Source organism: Phytoamicus setariae, assembly GCF_016722925.1.
In the GTDB taxonomy this organism is placed as follows: domain Bacteria; phylum Pseudomonadota; class Alphaproteobacteria; order Rhizobiales; family Rhizobiaceae; genus Rhizobium_E; species Rhizobium_E setariae.
This window is the reverse complement of record NZ_JAEQNC010000019.1, coordinates 1-24,034: the sequence shown is the minus strand read 5'-3', so window position 1 is coordinate 24,034 and position 24,034 is coordinate 1. Positions and strand designations below refer to the sequence as shown.

The 24,034-nt window shown below is 60.8% G+C and carries 22 protein-coding genes; 9 read left to right on the top strand and 13 right to left on the bottom strand.

Annotation, left to right across the window (positions count from 1 at the left end; all coding sequences use genetic code 11):
* Nucleotides 1–40: 40 nt before the first annotated feature.
* Nucleotides 41–802 (top strand): molybdopterin-synthase adenylyltransferase MoeB, encoded by a 762-nt coding sequence (gene moeB / locus JJB09_RS24305; RefSeq protein WP_201663690.1) that lies wholly within the window; start codon nucleotides 41–43, stop codon nucleotides 800–802.
* A 16-nt stretch (nucleotides 803–818) separates the two neighbouring features.
* Here the strand turns inward: moeB and JJB09_RS24300 are convergent, their stop codons facing one another.
* A complete protein-coding gene (locus JJB09_RS24300; RefSeq protein WP_201663689.1) occupies nucleotides 819–1,823 on the bottom strand; it encodes a 2-hydroxyacid dehydrogenase in 1,005 nt (334 codons plus the stop codon).
* 156 nt (nucleotides 1,824–1,979) lie between these two features.
* On the opposite strand from JJB09_RS24300, the gene JJB09_RS24295 reads away from it, so the two are divergent.
* Nucleotides 1,980–2,525 carry an SH3 domain-containing protein gene (locus tag JJB09_RS24295; protein ID WP_201663688.1) on the top strand — a complete coding sequence of 182 codons (546 nt, stop codon included), beginning with the start codon at nucleotides 1,980–1,982 and terminating at the stop codon, nucleotides 2,523–2,525.
* Here the strand turns inward: JJB09_RS24295 and JJB09_RS24290 are convergent.
* Complete coding sequence (locus JJB09_RS24290) at nucleotides 2,515–3,510, bottom strand: adenosine kinase (RefSeq protein WP_201663687.1); 996 nt, start codon at nucleotides 3,508–3,510, stop codon at nucleotides 2,515–2,517. The genes JJB09_RS24295 and JJB09_RS24290 overlap by 11 nt on opposite strands.
* A 362-nt stretch (nucleotides 3,511–3,872) precedes the next feature.
* On the opposite strand from JJB09_RS24290, the gene JJB09_RS24285 reads away from it, so the two are divergent.
* Both JJB09_RS24285 and JJB09_RS24280 read left to right on the top strand, forming a co-directional pair.
* The gene (locus tag JJB09_RS24285; RefSeq protein WP_201663686.1) at nucleotides 3,873–4,790 is read left to right on the top strand and encodes a DMT family transporter; all 918 of its coding nucleotides are present in this window, start codon (nucleotides 3,873–3,875) and stop codon (nucleotides 4,788–4,790) included.
* Between the two features lie 99 nt (nucleotides 4,791–4,889).
* Nucleotides 4,890–6,422 (top strand): UxaA family hydrolase, encoded by a 1,533-nt coding sequence (locus JJB09_RS24280; protein WP_201663685.1) that lies wholly within the window; start codon nucleotides 4,890–4,892, stop codon nucleotides 6,420–6,422.
* A gap of 45 nt (nucleotides 6,423–6,467) precedes the next feature.
* Here the strand turns inward: JJB09_RS24280 and JJB09_RS24275 are convergent, their stop codons facing one another.
* The 7 genes from JJB09_RS24275 to JJB09_RS24245 form a co-directional block, all read right to left on the bottom strand.
* Entirely contained in the window at nucleotides 6,468–6,737 is a 270-nt protein-coding gene (locus JJB09_RS24275) for a cysteine rich repeat-containing protein (RefSeq protein WP_201663684.1), read from the bottom strand.
* Between the two features lie 40 nt (nucleotides 6,738–6,777).
* The gene (locus tag JJB09_RS24270) at nucleotides 6,778–7,809 is read right to left on the bottom strand and encodes a GntR family transcriptional regulator (protein WP_201663683.1); all 1,032 of its coding nucleotides are present in this window, start codon (nucleotides 7,807–7,809) and stop codon (nucleotides 6,778–6,780) included.
* Nucleotides 7,810–7,863: 54 nt separating this feature from the next.
* Nucleotides 7,864–8,784, bottom strand: a complete 921-nt coding sequence (locus JJB09_RS24265) for an SMP-30/gluconolactonase/LRE family protein (RefSeq protein WP_201663682.1) — start codon at nucleotides 8,782–8,784, stop codon at nucleotides 7,864–7,866.
* A gap of 26 nt (nucleotides 8,785–8,810) precedes the next feature.
* Nucleotides 8,811–9,752: an ABC transporter permease gene (locus tag JJB09_RS24260; protein WP_201663681.1), complete on the bottom strand. Its 942-nt coding sequence runs from the start codon at nucleotides 9,750–9,752 to the stop codon at nucleotides 8,811–8,813.
* Nucleotides 9,752–10,693: an ABC transporter permease gene (locus JJB09_RS24255; RefSeq protein WP_201663680.1), complete on the bottom strand. Its 942-nt coding sequence runs from the start codon at nucleotides 10,691–10,693 to the stop codon at nucleotides 9,752–9,754. Before JJB09_RS24255 ends, JJB09_RS24260 begins: the two co-directional genes overlap by 1 nt.
* Nucleotides 10,690–12,156, bottom strand: coding sequence for a sugar ABC transporter ATP-binding protein (locus JJB09_RS24250; RefSeq protein WP_201663679.1), 1,467 nt, complete (start codon nucleotides 12,154–12,156; stop codon nucleotides 10,690–10,692). The genes JJB09_RS24255 and JJB09_RS24250 overlap by 4 nt, the downstream gene beginning before the upstream one ends.
* A 91-nt stretch (nucleotides 12,157–12,247) precedes the next feature.
* Entirely contained in the window at nucleotides 12,248–13,264 is a 1,017-nt protein-coding gene (locus tag JJB09_RS24245) for an ABC transporter substrate-binding protein (protein WP_201663678.1), read from the bottom strand.
* 269 nt (nucleotides 13,265–13,533) lie between these two features.
* Here JJB09_RS24245 and JJB09_RS24240 point away from each other — a divergent pair, with 269 nt between their 5' ends.
* The 5 genes from JJB09_RS24240 to JJB09_RS24220 all read left to right on the top strand — a co-directional run bounded on the left by JJB09_RS24240 (nucleotide 13,534) and on the right by JJB09_RS24220 (nucleotide 19,388).
* A complete protein-coding gene (locus JJB09_RS24240; protein WP_201663677.1) occupies nucleotides 13,534–14,760 on the top strand; it encodes a GAF domain-containing sensor histidine kinase in 1,227 nt (408 codons plus the stop codon).
* The gene (locus JJB09_RS24235) at nucleotides 14,760–15,482 is read left to right on the top strand and encodes a response regulator transcription factor (protein ID WP_201663734.1); all 723 of its coding nucleotides are present in this window, start codon (nucleotides 14,760–14,762) and stop codon (nucleotides 15,480–15,482) included. The genes JJB09_RS24240 and JJB09_RS24235 overlap by 1 nt, the downstream gene beginning before the upstream one ends.
* Before the next feature lie 119 nt (nucleotides 15,483–15,601).
* Nucleotides 15,602–16,612, top strand: coding sequence for an alpha/beta hydrolase (locus JJB09_RS24230; RefSeq protein ID WP_201663676.1), 1,011 nt, complete (start codon nucleotides 15,602–15,604; stop codon nucleotides 16,610–16,612).
* A gap of 102 nt (nucleotides 16,613–16,714) precedes the next feature.
* The gene (locus tag JJB09_RS24225) at nucleotides 16,715–17,419 is read left to right on the top strand and encodes a Crp/Fnr family transcriptional regulator (RefSeq protein WP_201663675.1); all 705 of its coding nucleotides are present in this window, start codon (nucleotides 16,715–16,717) and stop codon (nucleotides 17,417–17,419) included.
* A 109-nt stretch (nucleotides 17,420–17,528) separates the two neighbouring features.
* Nucleotides 17,529–19,388 carry a CHASE2 domain-containing protein gene (locus JJB09_RS24220; RefSeq protein WP_201663674.1) on the top strand — a complete coding sequence of 620 codons (1,860 nt, stop codon included), beginning with the start codon at nucleotides 17,529–17,531 and terminating at the stop codon, nucleotides 19,386–19,388.
* Between the two features lie 14 nt (nucleotides 19,389–19,402).
* Here the strand turns inward: JJB09_RS24220 and JJB09_RS24215 are convergent, their stop codons facing one another.
* From JJB09_RS24215 to polA, 4 genes are all read right to left on the bottom strand, one after another.
* Nucleotides 19,403–19,702 (bottom strand): type II toxin-antitoxin system RelE/ParE family toxin, encoded by a 300-nt coding sequence (locus tag JJB09_RS24215; protein WP_201663673.1) that lies wholly within the window; start codon nucleotides 19,700–19,702, stop codon nucleotides 19,403–19,405.
* Nucleotides 19,699–19,959: a type II toxin-antitoxin system ParD family antitoxin gene (locus tag JJB09_RS24210; RefSeq protein WP_201663672.1), complete on the bottom strand. Its 261-nt coding sequence runs from the start codon at nucleotides 19,957–19,959 to the stop codon at nucleotides 19,699–19,701. The genes JJB09_RS24215 and JJB09_RS24210 overlap by 4 nt, the downstream gene beginning before the upstream one ends.
* 65 nt (nucleotides 19,960–20,024) lie before the next feature.
* On the bottom strand, nucleotides 20,025–20,639 hold the full coding sequence (locus JJB09_RS24205) for a DNA-3-methyladenine glycosylase family protein (protein WP_201663671.1): 615 nt from the start codon (nucleotides 20,637–20,639) through the stop codon (nucleotides 20,025–20,027).
* A 1-nt stretch (nucleotide 20,640) separates the two neighbouring features.
* The gene (gene polA / locus JJB09_RS24200; protein WP_201663670.1) at nucleotides 20,641–23,625 is read right to left on the bottom strand and encodes a DNA polymerase I; all 2,985 of its coding nucleotides are present in this window, start codon (nucleotides 23,623–23,625) and stop codon (nucleotides 20,641–20,643) included.
* Nucleotides 23,626–24,034: the final 409 nt, after the last annotated feature.

Here is a 24,034-nt window from a genome sequence, read left to right as displayed (position 1 = left end):
CCCCCTTCAATCCTGTGCCCGGTGTTGCTACATCCTTGATATGACCGATGACGTAACCCTCTCCCAGCCGGAAATTTCGCGCTACATGCGCCACATCCTGTTGCCGGAAATCGGCGGACCCGGCCAGCAGCGGCTGAAGGCGGCGCGTATACTTGTGATCGGCGCGGGCGGGCTCGGATCGCCGGTCATCGAGTATCTCGCCGGAGCTGGGGTGGGCACGCTCGGTCTGATCGATGACGACGTCGTTTCGGTTTCCAATCTGCAGCGGCAGATGATCCATGCCACAGACACAGTCGGGCTGAAGAAGATTGAAAGTGCCGCCGCCCGGGTTGCGGCGCTAAACCCGCACGTGACGGTCAATGGTCATGACACCCGCTTCACGCCCGAAAGTGCGCCCGGGCTACTGTCCGGCTATGATTTGCTGATAGATGGCTCGGACAATTTCGCCACGCGTTATGCCGCCGCCGATGCTGCCGAGGCGGCAAGGATTCCGTTGGTCACCGGCGCGGTCGGCCGCTTCGATGGCTCGCTGACGGTGCTGAAGCCTTATGAGGCAGGAGCCGACGGCAAGTTCTGGCCGCGCTACCGCGATCTGTTTCCGGAAGTGCCGCCCGACGGCATGTTGCCGGTCTGTGCCGAAACCGGCGTGGTCGGCGCGCTGACCGGCGTCATCGGTACGTTGATGGCAATGGAGGCGATCAAACTCATCACCGGCGCCGGCGAACCGCTTTTGGGCCGGTTGATGATGTATGACGCGCTTGCGGCCCGGTTCGATGTGATCAAGTATCGTCGCAAAAATTAAGTCTCGTTTGCCGATATCAGTCCCGGCCCGGCAGCACCCGGTCGGGCGGGCGGTGGCCGTCGATGTAGGTCTTGATGTTGATGATGACCTTCTCGCCCATGTCGATGCGGCTTTCGATGGTCGCCGAGCTCATATGGGGCAACAGCACGACCTTGTTTTCATGCGCGAGTTTGAGAAGCTTGGGATTGACCAGTGGTTCGTTCTCGAAAACGTCCAGCCCGGCGCCGGCAATCTTGCCCTCGCGTATGCACTTGATCAGGGTCGTTTCATCGACAACGCCGCCGCGGGCGGTGTTGACGAGGTAGCTGGTGGGCTGCATCAGCGCCAGCCTGCGCGCCGACACCAGGTGGTATGTGGCGGGCGTCGAGGGGCAATTGATGGAGACGATATCGACGCGCGCCAGCATCTGGTCGAGGCTGTCCCAGTAGGTCGCTTCAAGCTGTGCTTCGGTCTGGGGGTTGACGCGGTGACGATTGTGGTAATGGATCGAAAGTCCGAATGCCTTGGCGCGGCGCGCAACGGCCGTGCCGATGCGTCCCATGCCGATGATTCCCAATCGTTTTCCCCATATGCGATGGCCGAGCATCCAGGTCGGCGACCAGCCTTCCCAGTCGCCCTTGCTGTCGGTGAGCACGCGTGCCCCTTCCGCGAGCCGACGGGGCACGGCGAGAATAAGCGCCATGGTCATGTCCGCAGTATCTTCGGTCAGCACATTCGGCGTGTTGGTGACGGTGATGCCTTTTTTTGCCGCCGCCTCGACATCGACATGGTCGATGCCGTTGGAAAAGCTCGCAATGAGCTTCAGCTGCGGCCCGGCTTCCTCGATCAGGCCGGCATCGATTCGGTCCGTGACGGTTGGAACCAGCACGTCGGCACGCTTGACGGCCGCAATGAGCTCGTCACGGCTGCGTGGGGTGTCATCAATGTTCAACTCAGCGTCGAACAGCTCGCGCATACGGGTTTCTACGATATCCGGCAGTTTGCGGGTTATGTAGACCAGTGGTTTTTTCTTCGTTGTCATCCGCATGTTCCGGCAAGTTGTTGACCGTCCGTTAACCAAGTTGCGCGACACTCGGCTTCCGGTAAGCACATTCTTAATCAGACGCGCACCCGAAGACAATCGCTTCCTTCCTCCTCCGATAGGGAGCTCGGGTGTGGCGTCTGACAGGGGTATCTCATGACGTCGCGTAAGCATTCTCTTCTTGCAGCCAGCATCGCCATTTTTGGCCTGATTATTTCCGGTGCCGTCGCACCGGCAGCGGCTCAGGCGACCAAGGGCGCAACCGGCTTGCCGCTGCCGCGCTTCGTGTCGTTGAAATCCAAGAAGGTCAATCTGCGGGTCGGCCCCGGTAAGGACTATGCAGTGTCCTGGCGGTTCCTCAAGTCTGGCCTGCCGGTCGAGATCGTCCAGGAATATGACAACTGGCGGCGCGTCCGCGATGCCGATGGCGCCGAAGGCTGGGTCTTCCACTCGCTGTTGTCGGGCGAGCGCAGCGCGATCGCCGCGCCCTGGATGAAGGGCAAGGGCGATCAGCTTTTCGTCAACATGCATGCCGATTCGCGCGAGAGCGGCGCGGTTGTGGCGCGCCTGCAGCCCGGCGTCGTCGTCAAGATCGATGAGTGCAATGGCAACTGGTGCCACGCCGAGGCGGATGGCACCGAGGGATGGCTGAACCAAGGCGAGATCTGGGGCGCCTATCCGGGCGAGGCCTTTACACGATAAAGCCGGCCTCGATGGCTGCCTGCTTCAGTGATTCCTGAACCCGCGGCCCGATCTGCTGGATCACCAGTCCGGCGGCAAGGCTGCCGAGCCGGCCGCAATCGGCCAGTTCGAAGCCGTGCGTGTAGCCGAACAGGAAGCCTGCCGCATAGAGATCGCCGGCACCCGTGGTATCCACCACCCGGTCGACCTGCAGCGGCTTGACCGGAATGCGCCGGCCTTCCGACAGGATGATCGAGCCTTCCTCGCTCATCGTCACCACTGCCAGCCGGCAGTCTTCCGCGATCAGATCGAGCGCCGTGTTGAAATCGGAGGTCTGATAAAGCGCCATTGCCTCCTGTTTGTTGGCAAACACGATGTCGACGGTCTTGCTTCGCATCAGCTCAAGGAACTCCTCGCGGTAGCGGTCGACGCAGAAGCTGTCCGACAGCGTCATCGACATCTTGCGGCCGTTCTCATGGGAAATGCGGGCGCATTCGCGGATTGCTTCCTTGGCGCGCGGCGGATCCCAGAGATAGCCTTCGAAATAGGTGACCTTGGACGCGGCGACGACGGCAGGCTCGACGTCCTCGATCCCCAGTTCGACGCAAGCCCCCAGATAAGTGTTCATCGATCGCTCGCCGTCCGGCGTGACGAAGATCATCGAGCGGGCCGTCGGTGGAAAGCCTGTGAGTGGCTTGGTGGCGAAATGCACACCCTGCGCCGTCATGTCGTGGCTGAAGATCGAGCCGAGCTGGTCCGAAGACACCTTGCCGAAATAGGCGCCGATTCCGCCGAAGCTTGCCACGCCTGCGGCGGTGTTGCCAGCGCTGCCGCCGGAGGCTTCGATGGCCGGTCCCATGCGCGAGTAGAGAAGCTCGGCGCGCTCGGCGTCGATCAGATTCATGGCGCCTTTGGCAATGTTGTTGTCGACGAGAAAATCTTCTTCACAGCGCGCGATGATATCGACGATCGCGTTGCCGATCGTGAGGACGTCAAACTCTTTCATTGCCTAGCCTTGGTACAGGTTCTTTTTCGCCTGAGGTATGGCGCAAATCGACCGTCGGGAAAAGCCCGAAATCCCTCGGAATATGCATGTTGTAACAGAATTATCGCCGGCAGGGGGCTGCGGACGGTTCGGTTGTTTATCCCGACAGGTCTTTGTGCGCAACGAGCCACCGCCGACGGGCAAGCTGAAAGCCTGGCGATATCGGCGCGGAACGGCTTGATTTTGCGGCAATCGAAAGCTTACAGTCGCTTGGAAATTTTGCATCAGTTCATTGGAAATGCTGTAAGCCCGAGCTACGTTCAGTTCTTCGCCTCCTCTCCAGCGTGCCTTGTGGCGACGCTCAGCTAGTAAAGCCTGTCTTCATGAATACCTCCACTATCAGCCCCGCATCGCCCGCTTCGACCGCAAGCCGGGGCGTGATCATCATGCTCGTGGGCATGCTGATGTTTGCGCTCAACGACGTGCTTGGCAAATGGCTCGTCGCAACCTACCCGGTCGGGCAGGTTATTTTCATGCGCAGCGTCGCGGCGCTGATCGTGCTGTCGCCGTTCTTGTGGTGGACGGGATTTCGCAAGATCTTTGCCGTCGAAAAGCCGATGATGCAGGCGTCGCGGGTGGTGTTCTCGACATTCGAAGTTTTCGCCTTCTATGCGGCGGTCGTCTATCTGCCGCTGGCCGACGTGATGACCTATTGGCTTGCTGCGCCCGTCTATGTTGCAGCGCTTGCGCCGCTGCTGCTCGGCGAGAAGGTCGGATGGCGGCGCTGGACCGCGATTGCGGTGGGTTTTCTCGGCGTGATCGTGGCGCTTGAACCATCGAGCGCGATGTTGAGCTTTCCTGCCGCCATATCGATCATCGGCAGCATGGCCATGGCATTCATGCTGATGTCCGGTCGCACCCTGCGCAACACGCCGGATACGGTCCTGGTCTTCTGGCAAATCGTCGGTGCGGGCCTTGCCGGACTTTGTACATTGCCATTCGGCTGGGTGATGCCGGGTACCACGGAGGTTCTGCTGCTCGGCCTGCTGGGCGTGGTCGCCATGTCGGCGCATATGCTGGTCAACCGCGCGCTGAAGCTGGCCGATGCAGCCACCGTCGCGCCGCTTCAGTATACGCTGCTGTTCTGGGCGATCGTCTTCGGCTGGATGGTGTTCAACGACATGCCGTCTGTCGCTATGCTGATCGGAGCGGCGCTGATCGTCGGATCCGGTCTCTATATCTTCTTCCGCGAGCGGGCGCTCAAGAAAACCGATTTGGTGCTTCCGGCGTTTCCGGAGTAATTTGAGCTGTTGCGGCAACGCGTTTAAATTAGCGCTTGACCTCAGGCCCAAAATTGTAATTTGTCCTGTGCATGCAATAGTCATTCTAAGGATGCGCCAATGTCCGATTCCAATCCGCCCGTCATTGTCCTCAATCCGGTCGACGATGTCGGCGTGGCGCGCCGTTCGATCCAGAAGAACACCGGCACGGGTATCGGCGACCTGATTGCGACCGACCATATCGGTCGCGGCCACAAGGTGGCGCTCAAGGCCATCAAGGCGGGGCAGGAGGTGCACAAGTTCGGCCAGGTGATCGGTGTCGCCACGGCCGATATAGCACCCGGCCAACATATCCACCTGCACAATCTGCAGATGATCGATTCCGAACATGAGCATCAGTTCGCCACCGGCAACAAGGATGAAGAACTGCTGCCGGAAGCAGAACGCCGCACATTCATGGGCTATGACCGCGGTCCGGGCGGGGTCGGCACCCGCAACTATATCGGCATCATTTCCTCAGTGAACTGTTCGGCCACGGTCTCGCGCTACATCGCCGAGCATTTCAACCGTTCGGGTGGGCTTGAAGGCTTCGGCAATGTCGACGGTGTCGTGGCGCTGACCCATGGCGGCGGCTGTGCGATCAACAACAAGTCCGAAGGCTATCGCATCCTCACCCGCACCATCCAGGGCTACGCCCGCCATCCGAATTTCGGCGGCATCCTTATGATCGGGCTCGGCTGCGAGACCAACCAGATCGCGCCGATCCTCGAACACTACAAGCTCGCGGAAGGCGCGCTACTGCGCACCATGACCATCCAGCAGACCGGCGGTACTCGAAAAACCATCGAGAAGGCGCAGGAGATCATTCGCGAGATGCTGCCGATCGTTAACTCCGTCGAGCGCACCGAGCAGCCGCTGTCGGCGCTCAAGCTGGCGCTGGAATGCGGCGGATCCGATGGCTATTCCGGCATCTCGGCCAATCCGGCGCTGGGCGTGGCGTCAGATCTTCTGGTTCGCCATGGCGGCACATCGGTGTTGGCCGAGACGCCTGAAATCTACGGCGCCGAGCATCTGCTGACGCGGCGCGCGGTGACGCCGGCCGTGGCGGAAAAACTGATGTCGCGCATCGACTGGTGGCGCGATTATACCGCCCGCAATGGCGACGAACTCAACAACAATCCCTCCTATGGCAACAAGCAGGGCGGCCTGACGACCATTCTCGAAAAGTCGCTCGGCGCTGTCGCCAAGGGCGGCACCATGCCGCTGAAAGCCGTCTACGAGTATGCCGAGATGGTCACCGAGAAGGGCTTCGTGTTCATGGACACGCCCGGCTACGACCCGGCGGCGGTGACCGGCCAGGTAGCCGGCGGCTGCAACGTCATCTGCTTCACCACCGGCCGCGGCTCGGTTTCGGGTTTCAAGCCGGCGCCCTGCATCAAGATCGCTACCAACACCGACATGTACGAACACATGGACGAGGACATGGACATCAATTGCGGTGGCATCGTCACTGGCGACGATACGATCGAGGCGGCTGGCAAGCGCATCTTCGAAGACATCATCGCGGTGGCCTCGGGCAAGAAGACGGTCAGCGAGGTCTATGACTACGGCGACAACGAGTTCGTGCCGTGGCAGGTCGGCGCGATTACCTGAGGCGCACGCCCTCTTCACCCCGATGGGAGAAGAGGGTGACAGTCATCACCCGCAGGGGAACGCAGCCTTCAAATCCTTTGGGGCATCTGCCGAGCACGACATTTTCGACAGCTCCAGTTTGCAGCCTTCCGACAATGCGCCTGCGTTCTTGACGAAACATGCAACCATCCTGCCGCCCCCGGGGATCACGCCCCTGCAGTGGGCCTTGGCATCGGCCATGCAGGCCGCGCGCACTTCTGGTGGCACATCGGCAGCCAGGGTGGCGCCGGGCGTGGACAACAGTATCAGGACGGCAGAAACTCCCCTCAGGGTCATGTCACTCTCCTGTTAGCGATGAATGGTGAAATCTATCTGATTATTTTCCCTCGACGATATAGATGCAGGGCTCGGGCTTCTGCGTTTCACGCGCTTCGGCGGCGCGACCGATCACCTTCGGCATCGACGATCTGATATGCATATGCATGGCGGCTCCTGCCGCGTCAGCGCGGCCCGCCTGCATCGCTTCGAGAATGCCGATATGCTCGCCGACAAATGGATCGTCGTTGGAAAGCGTCCACTGAAATCCCAGCACATGTTTGGATAGCGTCAGCACCGCATGTGTTCGTTTCAAAGCGCTCAACAGATCGGCGTTGGCGCAAAAGCCGACCGCGCGGACATGCAGGTCGAATTCCAGCTGATAGAGCTCGGATGTGGCGATGTCAGGGTAGCGGTCGAGCACCGCACGATGCCGCTCCAGCATGCCGTCGATTTCCGGTTTCGGCATATGTTGGGTCGCGGACGCGATCCCGGCAGGCTCGATCAGTTCCCGGAGCTGGTAGAGATTGGCGATCCGCCGGTCGTCCAGTGGCACGACGGACCAGCGTAACTGCTCGTCCTTTTCCAGAATGCCGAGGGACGCCAGCCGCAGCAGCACGTCGCGGGCAACCGTACGGCCGACCTTATGGTGGCGGGCCAGCTCGACTTCGTTGATCCGGTAGCGTCCGAAGAAGGAATGCAGCACCACCGTCTTTTCGACGTCTTCATAGAGGATCTGCCAGGCAAAGAGGGCACGGTCCTGCAGGAAGTCGCCCTCGATCGCGCCGGGCTGGCTTTTGCGGTTTGGCGAAGTGCCAGGCCCGCCAGCGACGTATCCACGCCCGTCGAAGCGGCTGACGATCCCTTGCTCTTCGAGCAGTTTCAACGCCTGGCGTACCGGCGCCCGGCTGCAGCCGAGCTGGCTGGCGAGCGGGCCTTCGATTAGCACCGTGCCCCGGGCAATATGGGCCGAAGAGATCGCCTCGCCGAGCCGCGTGGCGATTTCGGCGTAGATCCTCTTCTTTTCAGGCCCGCGAGCAGACGCTTCGTCCGTCTCATCCTGCCAGATCGCCATGCTTGTCTTTCGCTCCATTTGCCGTTCTATAACCCGGAACCGAGCAAAAGCGAAAGATGACGTGCAGGAAGGTCAGGGATACTGTGCGCCGGTCGCCGTCACGTAAACAGCGTAAAGCGACTTGGTCGCGGTGATAAACAGGCGATTGCGCTTGGGACCACCGAAGGTGAGGTTGGCAACCGTCTGCGGCACAAGAATCTTGCCGAGCAGAGTCCCGTCTGCCGCAAAGCAATGCACGCCGTCTGCCGCACTGGTCCAGACATTGCCATCGGTATCGACGCGGAAACCGTCAGGAAGGCCCGCGTCGACGTTGCAGAACACGCGGCCGTTGGCAAGCGTCTTGCCGCCGACCACATCGAAGACCCGGATATGCCGCGGCGCGTTGACGTCATGGCTGGAGGCGGAGTCGGCGACATAGAGCTTGGATTCGTCAGGCGAGAAGGCAAGGCCGTTAGGCTGGCCGAAATCATCGACGACGACGCTGAGTTCGCCGGTGGCCGGGTCGAGCCGGTAGACGTTGCGGGTCGGTTGCTCGGATTGGCCCTTGTATCCCTCGTAGTTAGACATGATGCCGTAGGTCGGGTCGGTGAACCAGACCGAGCCATCGGATTTCACCACGACATCGTTGGGCGAGTTGAGCTTCCGGCCCTGATAGCTGTCGGCCAGCACGGTGATTGTGCCGTCGACTTCGGTGCGCACCACGCGGCGGCCGCCATGCTGGCAGGACACCAGCCGACCCTGCCGGTCGCGGGTGTTGCCGTTGACGAAATTGGAATTGGTGCGGAACACCGAGACGTCGCCGTTCTGCGAATAGCGCAGCATCCTCTCGTTGGGGATGTCGCTCCAGATCAGGCAGTTGAGGTCGGCGAACCAGACCGGGCCTTCGGCCCAGCGGCAGCCGGAATAGAGCTCCTCAAGTGCCGAACTACCGACCGTCAGATAGCGAAAACGCGGATCGTGGATTTCATAGATGGATTGTCTTTCGCTCGACATTGTATTTCCCCTAGAGGTCTGTTCGTTCAGCGCGCGTCGCGCATCTTTCCGCTCGCCACGAGAATGACGGCGATGATGATAACGCCAGTCAGGATCAGTCTGATGCCGGCGCCGAAGCCATAGGTGTTGAGCATCGACACGACCAGGAACATGAAGAGCGACGCGCCCCAGATGCCCGGCACATTGGAATTGCCTCCCGCCACGGCCGTGCCGCCAATCACCACGACGGCAATCGACATCAGCAGATATTCCGCGCCCATGTTAAGTGCCGCTCCGCCTGAAAAGCTGGCGAACAGATAGCCGCAGACAGATGCCAGTACCGCGCACAGCATATAGGTGACGAAGCGGACGCCGTCGACCGGAATGCCCGCCATCCGCGCGGCAAACAGGCTCTGGCCGATGGCAGAGATCCAGCGGCCGTAGATGCTTTTCTCAAGCAGAAACCAGGCTGCGACCGACAGGACCAGCGCGACGATGGCGACGTTCGGGATGCCCAGGACATCGGAGGTGGTGAACGTCGCCAGCGTCTCCGGCGGCTTGATGCGCAGGCCGCGATTGTACCAGATCGCCGTCGACTGGACGATGAAGCTCATCGACAGCGTGGCGATGATCGGCGGGATGCGCAGGAGCTTGATCAGCGCGTAGTTGCCCATGCCGACAGCGATGCCGATGCCGATGGCGATCAGCAGTCCCGGAACGACCATCGCATCGTTGACGTCCATGATCTTCAGCGCGATGGTGCCGGCGAGCGTCATGGTGGCCGGCACCGACAGGTCGATATTGCCGGGCCCTAGCGTGATGACGAACATCTGGCCGATGCCGACCACGACGTAGAAAGCTGCGAATGTGAATGCGGCCTGCGACAGGCCGAGCGCGCTCGCACCGCCTGTGAACATCACCGTGATCACCCAGACGATGAGAACGGCAAGATAGGACCAGATCCATGGCTTGGCGGCGAGGGCCTTCATCAGTTTTTCTCCCTCTTTTCCGCGCGGTTGAGCAGCAGCCTCAGTCCCAGCACGATGATCAATATCGCGCCTTGCGCGCCGATCTGCCAGTCGGGCGAGATCCGCAGGAAGGACAGGAACGAGCCGGCGAGTGTCAATGTCAGCGCACCGATGACGGCCCCGACGGGCGAGACGCGACCGCCGACGAATTCACCGCCGCCGAGAATGACGCCGGCAATCGACAGCAGCGTGTAGCGCAGTGCGATATTGGCATCGGCCGCCGTTGTCAGCCCGACCAGCAGGATGCCGGCGAGAATGGCGAGAAACGCCGCCGCAGCATAGGCGCTGGCGCGGATTGCCAGCACCGACCAGCCGGCACGCTCGACCGAACGGGCATTGCCGCCGACGCCACGCACCAGCACGCCGAATGTGGTGCGCATCACAACGAAATGGGCAACCGCCGCAATCACCAGCGAAGCGATGATGGCGATCGGCACAAATGCAGGCTTGGATGTCATCAATGCCCGCGCCCAATCCGGCGCGGAGCCGCCAGGCGCAGGCAGGATCAGCACGGCAAGCCCGCCCCAGACGAAGCTCATGCCCAGCGTGACGACGATTGACGGAAGGTCGCGCAGGTGGATGACGACGCCGAGTGCGGCATAGGCCAGGATTGCGCCGACCATTATGACCGTCCCGATCAGAGGATCGGTCTTGAGCCAGGTGGCGGCCACGCACGCCGCAAAGCTGACGAAGGTTCCCATCGACAGATCGAGATCGTTGACGGCCATGATCATCATCTGGGCGACGGTGGCCAGCGCGATCGGCACGGCAAGATTGAACAGCAGGTTGAGGCCGTTGTAGCTCATGGCCCGCGGCTGCAGGTAGAACACCGCTGCAAGCAGCACGGCAAGCGACAGCGCGGGCACGATCTGCCGGATTGTGTTGGCGGAGATCCCCTTCATGCGGCTTCTCCTGTAAACGAGGCCGCTAGGACGTTTTCCTCGCTGATGTTGTTACCGCGCAGTTCCGCGACGATCGCACCGTCCCGGAAGACGTAGACACGGTCGCAAAGCCGGATCTCGTCCATTTCGGTGGAGTACCAGATGAAAGTCCTGCCCGCTGCGGCCTCGGTTCGCAGGATCGAATAGACCTCCTGTTTGGTGCCGATGTCGACGCCGCGCATCGGATCGTCCATTAGCAGGATCGAGGCCTTGGTGGCGAGCGCGCGGGCAAACAGCACTTTCTGCTGGTTGCCGCCGGAAAGCGACAGGATGCCGTTGTCCATGTCGGGTGTGCGGATTTCGATCTTCTTTTTCCAGTCCGCTCCAAGGGTGCTTTCCGCACCCGACTTCACCAGCGTTGCGGATGAAAGGGCGCCGAGTGAAGCGACCGACAGGTTTCGAAGTATGCTCCAGAGCGGGAATGTACCGTTGAGGCTGCGGTCGCCGGCGACAAAGGCGACCGACTTGTCACGGCCCGGGAACCAGTCGCTCGATAGACTTCTGTAGAGGTCAAGCAGCATTTCCGTCTGGCCGTGGCCGCCGAGCCCGGCAAGGCCGATCACTTCGCCCTTGTAGGCCTTGAATGGTAACCCATGGTTCTTACGCGGTGGCGCATCCAGAACCAGCGCGACATCTGTATTGCTGGCCACCTTTGCCGGCCTCGACTGTTCGCGCACCACGCTGCCCATCGCTTCCACCAGGCTCTTGGTGTTGAATTCGCGCGCCGGCCGGCTGGTCACCACCTTGCCGTCCTTCATCACCACGATGCGGTCGGAGGTGGAAAGGATTTCCCCGAGAATATGCGAGATCAGCAGCACGGAGCCGCCTGTAGATACGTACTTTCGGACATAATCCATGAGCTGCGCCGCAAGCCCGGCATCGAGCGACGATGTAGGCTCATCGAGTATGACGAGCCGAGGCGCCTCGGTGACGGTGGCGAAGGTGATGGCGATTTCCACCATCTGCCGTTCAGCAATCGAAAGCTCGCCGACTGCGCTTTTGCAATCTATGTGATGTCCGGCAAAGACTTCGTCGAGCTTGGCGCGAATGATCGCTAGGGCGCGCCTGCGCCAGTTCCAGCCCTTGAGCTCGGAATGCATGATCCGGGTGTTTTCGACCACGGTCAGGTTTGGCGACAGCGACAGTTCCTGGAAGACACAGCGTACGCCATTGGCTCGGGCAATGGCGATGCCGTGGCCGGAATGGCCGCCGCCATTGTAATGCACCTCGCCTTCATGCGCAGAGAGCCCGCCATTGATGACATTGACGATGGTCGATTTGCCCGCTCCGTTGTGGCCGACCAATCCGACGCATTCGCCGGGCGTGATTGCGAGATCGACGCCATCCAGCGCCTTGACCGCGCCGAAATGCACCTTGACGCCTTCGGCTGCGACGACAGCCGGCTTTGTGGAGATGTCTGCCATGAATCCGGTGTGATGCCTGAAAGGAATTCTGCAAAGTGAAGAACAGTCCGGCGGAAATGTCTCCCGCCGGACTGCTTCAGACAATAGCCGCTTACTTGGCCGCGGCAATCACCTTCTGGGCGTCTTCGAGCGAGTACTCGACATTGGCGACGCCACCCTTCTGGGTGGTTTCCAGGTTCTTTTCGAGATTGTCCTGATCGATGCGCAGGAACGGCACGACGAGGTCCTTCTTGACTTCCTTGCCATCCAGCACCTGCTGGGCGACCCAGAATGCGAGCGTGGATACTCCCGGCGCGATCGAGACCGACATGGTCTCATAGCCGTTTGCGTCCTTTTCCTTCTTCCACCACTGCAGCTCGTCTTCGCGGTTACCCATGATGATCAGCGGCGTCTTGCGCTTGGCCGCAGTGAAGGCCTGCGCGGCGCCATAGCCGTCGCCGCCCTGGGTGACGACAGCAGCGATTTCCGGCAAGCTTGGGAGGATGCCTGCTACCGCGCGCTGTGCGACGTCCTGCGCCCAGTCGCCATGCACCGAGCCGGCGACCTTGAACTGCGGGAACTGCTTGACGCCTTCATGGATACCGGCCGAGATTTCGTCATCGACGAAAACGCCTGCGAGGCCGCGGATCTCAAGCAGGTTGCCGCCTTCCGGCATTTTCTTCGAGAGGTATTCGACCTGGCTGCGGCCCATTTCCTTGAAATCGACGGCAATGCGGTAGGCGCAGGGCTCGGTCACGATACCGTCGAAGGATACGACGACGATGCCGGCATCGCAGGCTTCCTTGACGGCGCCGTTGAGCGCGGTCGGGGAGGCGGCATTGATGACGATGGCGTCATAGCCCTGCAGGATCATGTTCTGGATCTGGGCGGCCTGTTCGGTCGCCTGGTTCTCGGCCGTGGTGAACGGATCGGCGGCAGCAACGGTGCCGGCCTTGACCGCTTCCTTGGTCACCTTGTCCCAGCTCGTCAGCATCGCCTGACGCCAGGAGTTGCCGGCGTAATTGTTGGAAAGCGCGATCTTCTTGCCCGACGTGTCGGCGGATGCAGAAAGCGGCATGGCAGCAACGACCATAGCGGCCGAGGCCAGGAGTATCGTCCTGATCTTCATATCTTTCTCTCCCTGATGACCGGGCCTTTTCGGGCCGGCTCCGGCACCTACCTCCAGGTAACCGAATTTTGTTGTTGCGCTGAGGCTCCTTCGCTCAGTAAAAGTATGATGTATCAGAACGCCTAAATAGTATAGGCGGTTCACGGCACGCAACTTGCGGGAACCCGCACAAAATCTGCGGGATTTCGCAGGACGAACCGGCCCTCTTTGACGATAGAATGCGACGCGCAACGGCGGGCACGGAGGTTCGCCCGGGAGGATATTTCGCGATGCTGAATTCGGCGCCGACATCGTTGCTCAATCAGTATCTGACGATATCGCGGCTGCTGGCAGGGCAGCTGGAATTTCACTCGGCAATCCGCGCGGTGGCTGCCGAGGTCGCCCAGATCATCCCTCACGATCATATGGATGTCTGCATCATCACGCTCGATGGTCAGTATCACACGGCTTACGAAAGCGGGTTTGAAACCGGCTGGGGGCGCCATCCTCCTGCGCCGATTTCCAACAGCCCGATCCGGCAAGTCCTCTATGGCGAAGCGGAGACGATGTTGACGGATGATGCCTGCAACGATCTCCGCTTCCTTTATGAAGGCTCCTTTTCCGGGCCGATCATCGAGAACAATCTCCGCAGCCGTCTGCATGTGCCGCTCAAGGCCCAGGGCGAGATTATCGGCGCATTGAGTTGTTCGAGCCGTGAAGTCGGCGTCTACAGCCAGGACGACGTGGAGAAGGCGCGCTCTATAGCCGATCTCCTGGCGCCCTACTTTTTTGCACTCAGAGCCGCCGAACAGGCAAAGCGCTCGGCCATTGTCGAAGCCGAGGCGCGCGCCCGCGAGGAAGGCCTGCGGCTTGGTGCGTTGAAACTTACCGAAGCGCTGGAGGCTGAGCGCCAGCGGATCGGCATGGACCTGCACGACCAGACCCTTGCCGATCTCACCCGGTTGGCCCGGCGCATGGAGCGGCTGACGCTCAGTCCCGACATCCCGGGTGAAACCCTGGAGCCGCTGTTCCGCAGCCTGCAGCATTGCATGCACGATCTCCGGCAGATCATCGAGGAAGCTCGCCCCTCGGTGCTGCAGCTATTCGGCTTTGCCCAGGCCATCGAAAACCATCTCGACCGTTCGGTGCGCGACAGCGGCTCGACTGTCGAATGGCGGCTTGCTGACGAAGCCAGTGGCGCGATCGACAGTCTCGAGCAACCGGTCGCCACCGCGCTTTTCCGCATCGCGCAGGAAGCCATCAACAATTCCATCCGCCATGCCCATGCGGATCGCATCAATGTGCGGCTGCGGGCGACGGGAAAGAATGTCGGTGTCGAGGTGCGCGATGACGGGATCGGCATCGCCCCCGGCACCAAACGGAGCGGCGGCGGCATCGACAACATGCGGACGCGCGCTCGATTGATCTCGGCGCGCTTCGAAATATCCAGGAACAAGGAAGGCAGCGGCACGTGCATACAGGTTACATTGCCGATCGCGCCGAAGGGTGCCGAATGATGAAGGTGCTGATCGTCGAGGATGATCCCCTCCACCGTTCCTATCTCAACGAGGCGGTTCGCGCGGCACTCCCTGAATGCGACACGGTGATCGAGGCGGAGAATGGCGGGGTCGGCGAAAAACTCGCCCGCGAGAACAAGTCGGCACATATCGTGATGGACCTGCAGATGAGCCCGCGCAACGGTATCGAGGCTGCCCGCACGATCTGGAAGGAGCGGCCCGACACCCGCATTCTGTTCTGGTCCAACTATGCCGATGAGGCCTATGTCCGGGGCATCTCGCGTATCGTCCCGGAAGGCGCAGCTTACGGCTATGTGCTGAAATCGGCCTCCGATGACCGATTGCGGCTCGCACTGCGCTCGATCTTCATCGAATCCCAATGCGTCATCGATCGGGAGGTGCGCGGCCTGCAACAGAAATCGCTGGGGCACGCCAACGGTTTTACCGACAGCGAATACGAAATCCTCGTCGACATCGCGCTCGGCCTGACCGATCGCGCCATTGCCCGCCGCCGCAATCTGTCGCTGCGCAGCGTTCAGAACCGGCTGCAGCAGCTCTATGAAAAGCTGGAGGTCTACCAGCCTGTGGGCGAGGACAGCGAGGAAGGCCGCTTCAACCTGCGCGCACGCGCTGTCACGGTCGCATTCCTCCGCAAGCTTTTGAACTATTCGTCACTGGAACGGGCGGAGGCGGAACTTTCGGAATGGCTGCAGGCCCGTTAGGCGCCTTCGATACGGCAAAGTAAGCGTGCTGCCCACAAGCCGGTGTCAGCCAAGTCCGCAATTGAAAACAGGACGACATTCTGCGACACTCAATCATGCTTTGAGGGAGCGCGATTGAGATGACTGACTATCAGGCACTGATCGACAACGAAACCTGGACCTTCATTGAGCAAACCCTGGCGTGCTATCCGCCTGGCCAGGCCGACAACTCGATCGCACGGCGACGAGAAACCTACGATCGCATGTGTCGGGCATTTTTCTCGCCCTATCCTGATGGCGTGTCGGCGGAATCCAAGCATGTCTCTGTCAAGGGGCATCCGCTGCACATTCGTCGTTACCGCGCCATGCGCTATGACCCACACGCCGTTGTCCTCTATTATCATGGCGGTGGCTTCACCTTCGGCAGCCTCGAAAGCCATGACGATATCTGCGCCGAGATCTGCTCGCGCACCGGCTATGAAGTCGTCTCCGTCGACTATCGCCTGGCACCGGAACACCGCCATCCCGCGGCCTTCGACGATGCACTTGCATTCTTCGAATGGGCCGCCGACGCCTACGATCTGCCGATCGTGCTGGCGGGCGACAGTGCAGGCGGCAACCTGGCGGCGGTTGTCTCGCATCGCAGCCGTGGACATAGAAAGGCACCGATCGGCCAGATGCTGATCTATCCGGCACTGGGAGGTGATGAGTCCAGGGGATCCTACGTTGCGCACGCGCATGCCCCGCTGCTCAGCCTGCGCGACATCCATTTCTACAAGGATGTGCGTTCCGGCGGCAGCGATTTTTCCCGCGACCCGACTTACATGCCGCTGACGGACACGGATTATGCCGGCCTGCCGCCGACGATCGCCATTACCGCACAGTGCGATCCGCTCTCCTCGGATGGCGAAACCTATTGCAGCCGCATAGTCGCCGCCCATGGCAAGGGGTGGTGGCATGAAGAAACAGGGCTGGTCCACGGTTTCCTGCGGGCTCGCCACATCGCACCCCGGGCAAGGGACGGTTTCACGCGGATAGTCGACGGGATCAGGTCGCTGGGAAGAAAGGAATGGAGCCATCCGCTGATGGCGCCGGAAGTTGTCAGCTCAGCGCGCGCCTATCCACAAATCGCGGTGCATTCCGTCGATTGAACGGCGAGTGATGAAATCGTTTAACTTTTTGCGAGCGTCCTGTAATCTGTAAGCTGCTGGAGGCGCGGCATGGCGGGGTACGGCTTACGGGGACAATCAAATATGGCAGAAATCAACAGGAGTCCGGCTTTCTGGCGGTCATTTCCGATCTTCGAGGAATTCTCAAAGGAACTGATCGCCGAGGTTGCGGCCCTTGCGCAATGGCGGCGGTGGCCGTCAGGCACAGTCATTTTCCAGCGTGGCGACGATGGCAACTACATGATCCTCGTCACGGCAGGCCGGATCAAGCTTTCCCTCATCACGGCTCAGGGCAAGGAGCTTTCGCTTCGTCATCTGGAACCAGGCACGCTGCTGGGTGAAATGGCGGTGCTGGATGGTGCGCCGCGCTCGGCCGATGCGGCAGCGTCCATCGCCACGGAAGGTTATGTTATCGGCAAGAACGAGTTCATGGCGCTGATCACCCGGAACCCTGAAGCAGCCGAAGCAGTGATGCGTTATCTCTGCAAGCGGTTGCGGGAAACCACCGACCAGCTTGAGACCATCGCTCTCTATGACCTCGATTCGCGCGTCGCCCGTTTTTTTCTCGCAACGCTGCGCCAGATTCACGGCGAGGAGTTGCCCGATCAGGCCAATCTGCATATTGCGCTGAGCCAGACCGAGATTGCCGGGATACTTGGCGCAAGCCGGCCAAAAATCAACCGATCGATACTTTCGCTTGAAGAACATGGCGCCATCAAACGTCAGGGCAATGTGATTGACTGCAATATCGGCCGGCTGATGAGCCTGGCCGAACCGGACGACGACTAGAAATTGGCGGAAATACATGACCGAAACGAAGCCCTGAACCGGTATCCAACCCGGCCTCAGCTTTGCGAAGTGCTTCATATTTCGTGCCGCAAGCGTGTAGAATTTTTGAATGACCTTTCGCTTCCGCCCGTTCCATATGGGAATTCTGGCAAGCCTGATTGCGGCGCTGATGGTGGTTGTTCTGCCGGAGACGCTACTGGAGGGCGGGCGCGAACTCTATTTTGACCGCCTGACCCAACTCTTTCCGCCACGCCACTCGGACGACATTGTCGTTGTCGATATTGACCGAAAGGCGTTTTCGTCAGTCGGGGATCAAAAATGGCAACGTGCAAATACCGCTGCCTTGATCGACAAGATTGCCGTCCAGAAGCCGGCGGTGATTGCGTTTGATCTGGTTTTTTCCACCGATTGCGATACTGCCGCTCCGGCCAATCAGGCGCTTGCAGCAGCCCTGTCGCGCGCGCCGACGCTATTGGGTTTTCTGCTGTCGGATGTTGAGGGGGCCGCCCCTCAACCGCTGCCGCCGCTTGCCATTGCCAAATCGCTGACCGTTCCGGAGATCTGGTTCTTGCCGGGTGCGGAGACCTCCTGCCCGGTGTTTCAGAAGGCTGCCGCGAGTTCTGCCGCATCGTTTCTGATCGGCGATGAGGATTCGCGCGTGCGGCGGGTTCAGGCATTTTCGATTGTCGGGGCCGATCCGTTCCCGGCGCTGGGCCTGGAGGCCGTGCGCCGCTATCTCAAGATCAAGACGCCAATCCTCGGCGGAACCCCGCCGTGGCTGAAACTCGGGCGCGATCTTTTCAGCCTGGCGGAAGATGGCAGCCTTCGTTTTGTTGCCAGCGATCAAGCGGAGATTGCCAGGCGCACTGTTTCCGCCGCCGATGTGCTTGTCGACAACCCACCACGAGACTATTTCGAGGGCAAGATCGTCTTTATCGGGTCTTCGATGCCCAATCTCGGCGGGCTGCGCGGCAGCGCCGCCGAGCCGCTTGTGGCCTCGGTGCAGATCCACGCCGATCTAGCCAATTCTCTCATCCAGAAATTCGTGCCGACGCGTCACGACTGGTTTGTGGACTGGGAGGCGGGATATGTCTTGCTGGCCGGTTTGCTGATCGCGTTGCTGACAGTCCGGTTCCGGCCATGGGCAATCGCGCTCGGCGGTGTTGCGGTCATTGCGATGTCGCTGGGGCTGTCCGCCCTGATGTATTCGCGCGCGGCCTGGCTGATTGATGGGTTTACCGTGGCGTTGGCGCTTGCACTTGTACTGCTGGTGGCGGCCTTTTCACAATTTGCCGAGACACGACGGGCAGAGCGGGTCGCGCGCCAGCGATTTTCGCAATATCTGCCTCAGTCCGTGGTCGATCGCTACATCGACAATCCGAACGCCAGGCCAATGGCAGGCGAGGACAGGCAGGTCACAGCGCTGTTTACCGATATCGAGGCGTTCTCCAATCTGGCTGGCCGGGTGTCGCCGCACGTGCTTGTTGGCCTGCTCAATGTCTATTTCGCCGAGGTGACGAAGCTCGTCTCGGATCATGGCGGCATGGTTGACAAGATCGTCGGGGACGCCGTGCATGCCTTTTTCAACGCACCCGAAGACCTGGAAAATCACGTCGACAAGGCAATCGAATGCGCTTTGGCGATTTTTCGGCTGACCGAGGAGATGCGTGAACGGCTCGATTTCAAGGTGCAGGAATTCGGCCGCACGCGGATCGGCATCGAGACCGGCATGGCGGTGCTCGGCGAGGTCGGCATTGCGGGCAAGCTCGACTATACGGCCCATGGCAATGCCATCAATCTCGCGGCCCGGCTTCAGGACGCAAACAAGTTCCTTGGCACCACCATCTGCGTCGGTCCGGCGGCAGAAAAGGAAAGTGCCCGCCCGCTGAGGCCGCTCGGTAAGCATGAGATTCGCGGCTTTGGCACGATGGAGCTGTTTACAGCCGATGATCTGATGAAGATGACATAGTCAGTCATTTCCAATCAGTCTTCTGGAAATAGGATCCGCCGGTGGTCCATCGATGTGTTGAGAATGCGAAGGATGTAGATTGCATTTTCAGAAATTGTGTAGAAAATTCCGTAGTTTCCGTGAACTGCCCGGCGTATGTTGGTGTGTTCGTATCCTATGACAAAGGCATGGGATTGTGGGAAATCGCGGAGCGAAAAACTGCTCGCTTCGAGCTCCTCAATAAACGAAAGCGCCCTTCGCGGATTGTCCCGGGCAATGTAGTCACCAATAAGGATCAGATCGTTGCGGGCCTCATCGGTGAAGATGACTTTCATAGGCCGCGCTCTTCAGCCATGCGGCGGTAGCGTTCCTTAAGTTCATCGAACACGTCTGCTGCGGGACGGACCCGTCCCGCTTCGACATCCGCCAGGCCCTTGGCGAGTTCCGCGTCCAGAGCGGCCAGGCGCTTTTCTCGCTCCTCGACAAGGCGGACGCCTTCCCTGAGGACTTCGCTCTTCGAATTGTAGCGACCGCTTTCCACGAGCCAGTCAACCACCGACTCGAGATTTCCGAGTTCCACACTGTGCGCCATGGAAAATCTCCTTATGCGCGGTCAATATGATCCCTTCGATAATAGTTATCAAGTGGGACGCAAAGTCACTCCAACGGCGCGGCATCCAGATGCCGCCAGAGATACCAAGAGGCGAACGAACGGTAGGGACGCCAGCGCTCGCCGATGTCGGCCATCGTCTGGTCCTCGCCATACAACTGGCGCACGGCGCGTTGTAGGCCGGCATCGCCAAGCGACAGCACATCCGGTCGCTTGAGCCCGAAGATCAGGAACATTTCCGCCGTCCATATGCCGATCCCGGGAAGCGTGACGAGTTGATTTATCACCACTTCGTTGTCGGGCTCGGCGGTCATGGCATCGAAGTCCATTGCCCCTGCCGCGACGCGCTCTGCGAGCGCCCTGATGTATTTGACCTTCGCATTGGAAATGCCACAGGTGCGTAAGCGTTCCGGCTCAGCAGCCAGTATGCCCCCAGGGCTCCACGAGCCGCCGATGGCCTCGAGCACACGCCTCTCGATCGTATCGGCTGCTTTCACCGAAAGCTGCTGGCCGATGATGGAGGCGGCAAGCGTCTCGAATGGTTGGTAGTCGCGATCCATCAGCGTGCAGCGGCCGTGCCGGGCGACCAGCTCGGCCATGATGGCGCAACTGGCGGTGAGGTGCCTGCCGGCTCGATCGGGATCGATTGCCGGCAGCTTCATCTCAGTGCGCCTCGTCCCAGTTCTTTGCCGCGCGGGCATCGACGGCCAGTGGCACGCTCATGGAGATAGCCGGCATCGCGGCATTCTCCATGACCTCGCGGATGATGGGGATGGCCTTTTCCGCCTCGTTTTCAGGGGCTTCGAAGATCAGTTCGTCGTGCACCTGCAGCAGCATCCGGGCGTTGATGCCCGATGTTTCGAGCGCATCCTCGATCTGGACCATGGCCCGGCGGATGATGTCGGCGGCCGAGCCCTGGATGGGCGCATTGATCGATGCGCGTTCGTTGAAGGCGCGCACGGAAGGATTGGATGACTTGATTTCGGGGTAGTGGATGCGGCGGCCGAAAATCGTCTCGACATAGCCGTTCTCCCGCGCCTTGGCTTTCGAGGCTTCCATGTAGTCCTTGATGCCCGGGAAGCGCTCGAAGTACTTCTTGATGTACTCGCCCGCTTCGGAGCGCTCGATGGAAAGCTGGTTGGCCAGGCCGAAGGCGGAGATGCCGTAGATGATGCCGAAGTTGATCGCCTTGGCGCGACGGCGCACATCCGAAGGCATGCCCTCGACCGGTACACCGAACATTTCCGAAGCCGTCATTGCATGGATATCGATGCCATCGGCGAAGGCCTGCTTCAGTTGCGGGATCTCGGCGATATGGGCGAGAACGCGCAATTCGATCTGGCTGTAGTCGGCCGAGACCAGCAGGTTGCCCGGTTCGGCGATGAAGGCGGTGCGGATCTTCCGGCCTTCGGCGGTGCGAACCGGAATGTTCTGCAGGTTCGGCTCGGAAGAAGAGAGCCGCCCCGTCGACGTCGATGCCATCGCATAGGAGGTGTGGACGCGTCTGGTTTCGGGGTGGATATAGCCCGGCAGCGCATCGGTATAGGTGCTTTTCAGCTTGGTGAGCTGGCGCCAGTCGACGATCTTGCGCGGCAGCGGCAGTCCACTGTCGGCCAGTTCTTCCAGCACCTGCGCCGATGTCGACCATTGGCCGGTCTTGGTCTTGGATGCGCCCGGCAGCCCCATTTTGCCAAACAGGATGTCCCCGAGCTGCTTTGGCGAGCCGATGTTGAAGCGTTCGCCTGCGAGTTGATAGATTTCGTCCTCGATGCGGGCGGCCGATTGCGCAAGTTCGCCCGAGAGCCTCGACAGGATCTGTCGATCGACGGAAATGCCGCGTTCTTCCATGCGCGCCAGCACATCGACCAGCGGCCGTTCGAGCCGTTCATAGACACGCGTTAGCCCTTTGGCGACCAGTCGCGGCTTCAGCACCTGCCAGAGCCTGAGGGTGATGTCGGCGTCCTCGGCCGCATAGGTCTTTGCCTTGTCGATGTCGACGAGATCGAAGGTGACGGCGCCCTTGCCGGAGCCGGTCACATCCTTGTAGGGGACGGGCTTGTGGCCAAGCCAGCGCTCGGAAAGCGCATCCATGCCATGGGTGGTATTGCCGCCGCCGTCGAGCACATAGCTCATCAGCATCGTGTCGTCGAATGTGCTGATGGCGATGCCGTGCCGCTTCATCACCAGCCAGTCGTATTTTATGTTCTGCCCGATCACCAGAACCGAGGGGTCTTCCAGCAGTCCCTTCAAGATCTCGAGCGCTTCGCGGACAGGGATCTGGTTTTCAGCCAGGCCGCCGCCCAGCAGGTCGCCATGGCCGCTTTTGTGGCCCACGGGTACGTAGCAGGCGCGGGTCACGTCGCCGCGCGGCGAGGCGGCATTGTCGGCCACCGCCAGCGAGAAGCCGGCGAGCTCGGCCTGCATCGGGTCGAGCGAATTGGTCTCGGTGTCGAAGGCAACGATGCCGGTTTCCCGCGCCATCGCCACCCACCGCTCAAGTGCGGACCGGTCGCGGACGGTTTCATAGGTCGAATGGTCGATCGGGTGGGTGGCGAAGAACTCGGCGCGGGCCTGCGACATGGCGGTCGCATTGTCCGCAACCTCGTCTGCAGCATCTGTCTTGGGCGATGCGGCTGCCGGCGAAGAGGGCGTAGCCTTCTTCTCAGCCTTTGGCGTTGCATCTGTCTTGTCGAGATCGGGGCCGCGCGCACCATCCCAGACAACGGGCACATCGGCAGGTTCGATTTCAGCGGCATCGGTGCCGGTCGCCTCGGCCACCCGTCGCGTCAGCGTGGTGAATTCCATGGTTTTCAGAAACGCCACCAGCTTCGGGCCGTTCTGCGGCTCCAGCGCCAGATCGTCCAGCGCCTCAGTCACCGGCGTGTCGGTCTTCAAGGTGACCAGTTGCTTGGAGATTTTCACCAGTTCGCGGCCGGCGATGATGCTTTCGCGCCGTTTGTCCTGCTTGATCTCATGGGCACGTTCCATCAGCGTCTCGAGATCGCCGAACGTTTCGAGCAGTTGCGCCGCCGTCTTCGGGCCGATGCCGGGAATGCCGGGCACATTGTCGGTCGAATCGCCTGTCAGTGCCTGCAGGTCGATCATCTTTTCCGGCGGTACGCCCCACTTCTCGATCACTTCCGGAATCGAGATCTGCTTGTCCTTCATCGCGTCATACATGTGCACGCGCTCGGTGACGAGCTGCATCAGATCCTTGTCCGATGAGATGATGGTGGCTTCGGCGCCAGCCGCCTCGGCTTGCCGCGCGAAAGTGGCTATGATGTCGTCGGCCTCGTAGCCTTCCAGCTCGATGCAGGGCAGGTTGAAAGCGCGCGTGGCCTCGCGGATCAGGCCGAATTGCGGGATCAGATCCTCGGGCGGCGCCGAGCGGTTGGCCTTGTATTCGGGATAGATCGCCTTGCGGAACGTGGTCGACGAGTAGTCGAAGATGACGGCGAAATGCGTCGGCGTCACGCCGACTTCGGTGTTGCGCGCATCGACCAGCAATTTCCACAGCATGTTGCAGAAACCGCTGACGGCCCCCACCGGCAGCTTGTCGGATTTGCGGGTGAGCGCCGGCAGCGCATGGAAGGCGCGGAAAATGAAGCCGGACCCGTCGACGAGAAAGAGATGATCACCGTTTTTCATGGCGCGAGTGTTAGCATGCGGTGAGGGCTCCGGGAAGGGAGGAGGGCTGGCCCGGGCGCCAGATTCAGGCAGCAGTCTTTCGCCTGAAAGCGGGGGCTTGGCCCTCATTCCAGTAGCTGCAGCCGGGGCGCAATGCAATTCAGGGGCAACAGGCAACCCTGCTTCTGGGGAAAGCGATTCTGCCTTAAGCAACCTCCGCTTCTGGAGCAGGGCAGCCGTTTGGCGGGATGATGCGGCAAATGGCAAGGGTGACGGCTCATGGCCCAAAGGGGCCAAAATGAGTCGCGTCTGCTTTATCCAATGTTCCTCATATCTCGGCTTGGCCTTCTAGGTAGAAGACACAATGACCTACAAGGCTAACCCGGTCCCCGACGAGTTGGCAATCGATCTCACCGCCGCGACGGGAAGC

Coding starts and splice junctions, on each gene's coding strand:
- JJB09_RS24255 (WP_201663680.1), bottom strand. CDS start 10,693: ATGAAGGGGATCTCCGCCAACACAATCCGGCAGATCGTGCCCGCGCTG.
- JJB09_RS24225 (WP_201663675.1), top strand. CDS start 16,715: ATGGCAGAAATCAACAGGAGTCCGGCTTTCTGGCGGTCATTTCCGATC.
- JJB09_RS24210 (WP_201663672.1), bottom strand. CDS start 19,959: ATGGCGCACAGTGTGGAACTCGGAAATCTCGAGTCGGTGGTTGACTGG.
- JJB09_RS24205 (WP_201663671.1), bottom strand. CDS start 20,639: ATGAAGCTGCCGGCAATCGATCCCGATCGAGCCGGCAGGCACCTCACC.
- JJB09_RS24290 (WP_201663687.1), bottom strand. CDS start 3,510: ATGAAAGAGTTTGACGTCCTCACGATCGGCAACGCGATCGTCGATATC.
- JJB09_RS24270 (WP_201663683.1), bottom strand. CDS start 7,809: ATGGAGCGAAAGACAAGCATGGCGATCTGGCAGGATGAGACGGACGAA.
- JJB09_RS24300 (WP_201663689.1), bottom strand. CDS start 1,823: ATGACAACGAAGAAAAAACCACTGGTCTACATAACCCGCAAACTGCCG.
- polA (WP_201663670.1), bottom strand. CDS start 23,625: ATGAAAAACGGTGATCATCTCTTTCTCGTCGACGGGTCCGGCTTCATT.
- JJB09_RS24235 (WP_201663734.1), top strand. CDS start 14,760: ATGAAGGTGCTGATCGTCGAGGATGATCCCCTCCACCGTTCCTATCTC.
- JJB09_RS24215 (WP_201663673.1), bottom strand. CDS start 19,702: ATGAAAGTCATCTTCACCGATGAGGCCCGCAACGATCTGATCCTTATT.
- JJB09_RS24240 (WP_201663677.1), top strand. CDS start 13,534: ATGCTGAATTCGGCGCCGACATCGTTGCTCAATCAGTATCTGACGATA.
- JJB09_RS24295 (WP_201663688.1), top strand. CDS start 1,980: ATGACGTCGCGTAAGCATTCTCTTCTTGCAGCCAGCATCGCCATTTTT.
- JJB09_RS24285 (WP_201663686.1), top strand. CDS start 3,873: ATGAATACCTCCACTATCAGCCCCGCATCGCCCGCTTCGACCGCAAGC.
- JJB09_RS24250 (WP_201663679.1), bottom strand. CDS start 12,156: ATGGCAGACATCTCCACAAAGCCGGCTGTCGTCGCAGCCGAAGGCGTC.
- JJB09_RS24230 (WP_201663676.1), top strand. CDS start 15,602: ATGACTGACTATCAGGCACTGATCGACAACGAAACCTGGACCTTCATT.
- JJB09_RS24275 (WP_201663684.1), bottom strand. CDS start 6,737: ATGACCCTGAGGGGAGTTTCTGCCGTCCTGATACTGTTGTCCACGCCC.
- JJB09_RS24265 (WP_201663682.1), bottom strand. CDS start 8,784: ATGTCGAGCGAAAGACAATCCATCTATGAAATCCACGATCCGCGTTTT.
- JJB09_RS24260 (WP_201663681.1), bottom strand. CDS start 9,752: ATGAAGGCCCTCGCCGCCAAGCCATGGATCTGGTCCTATCTTGCCGTT.
- moeB (WP_201663690.1), top strand. CDS start 41: ATGACCGATGACGTAACCCTCTCCCAGCCGGAAATTTCGCGCTACATG.
- JJB09_RS24220 (WP_201663674.1), top strand. CDS start 17,529: ATGACCTTTCGCTTCCGCCCGTTCCATATGGGAATTCTGGCAAGCCTG.
- JJB09_RS24280 (WP_201663685.1), top strand. CDS start 4,890: ATGTCCGATTCCAATCCGCCCGTCATTGTCCTCAATCCGGTCGACGAT.
- JJB09_RS24245 (WP_201663678.1), bottom strand. CDS start 13,264: ATGAAGATCAGGACGATACTCCTGGCCTCGGCCGCTATGGTCGTTGCT.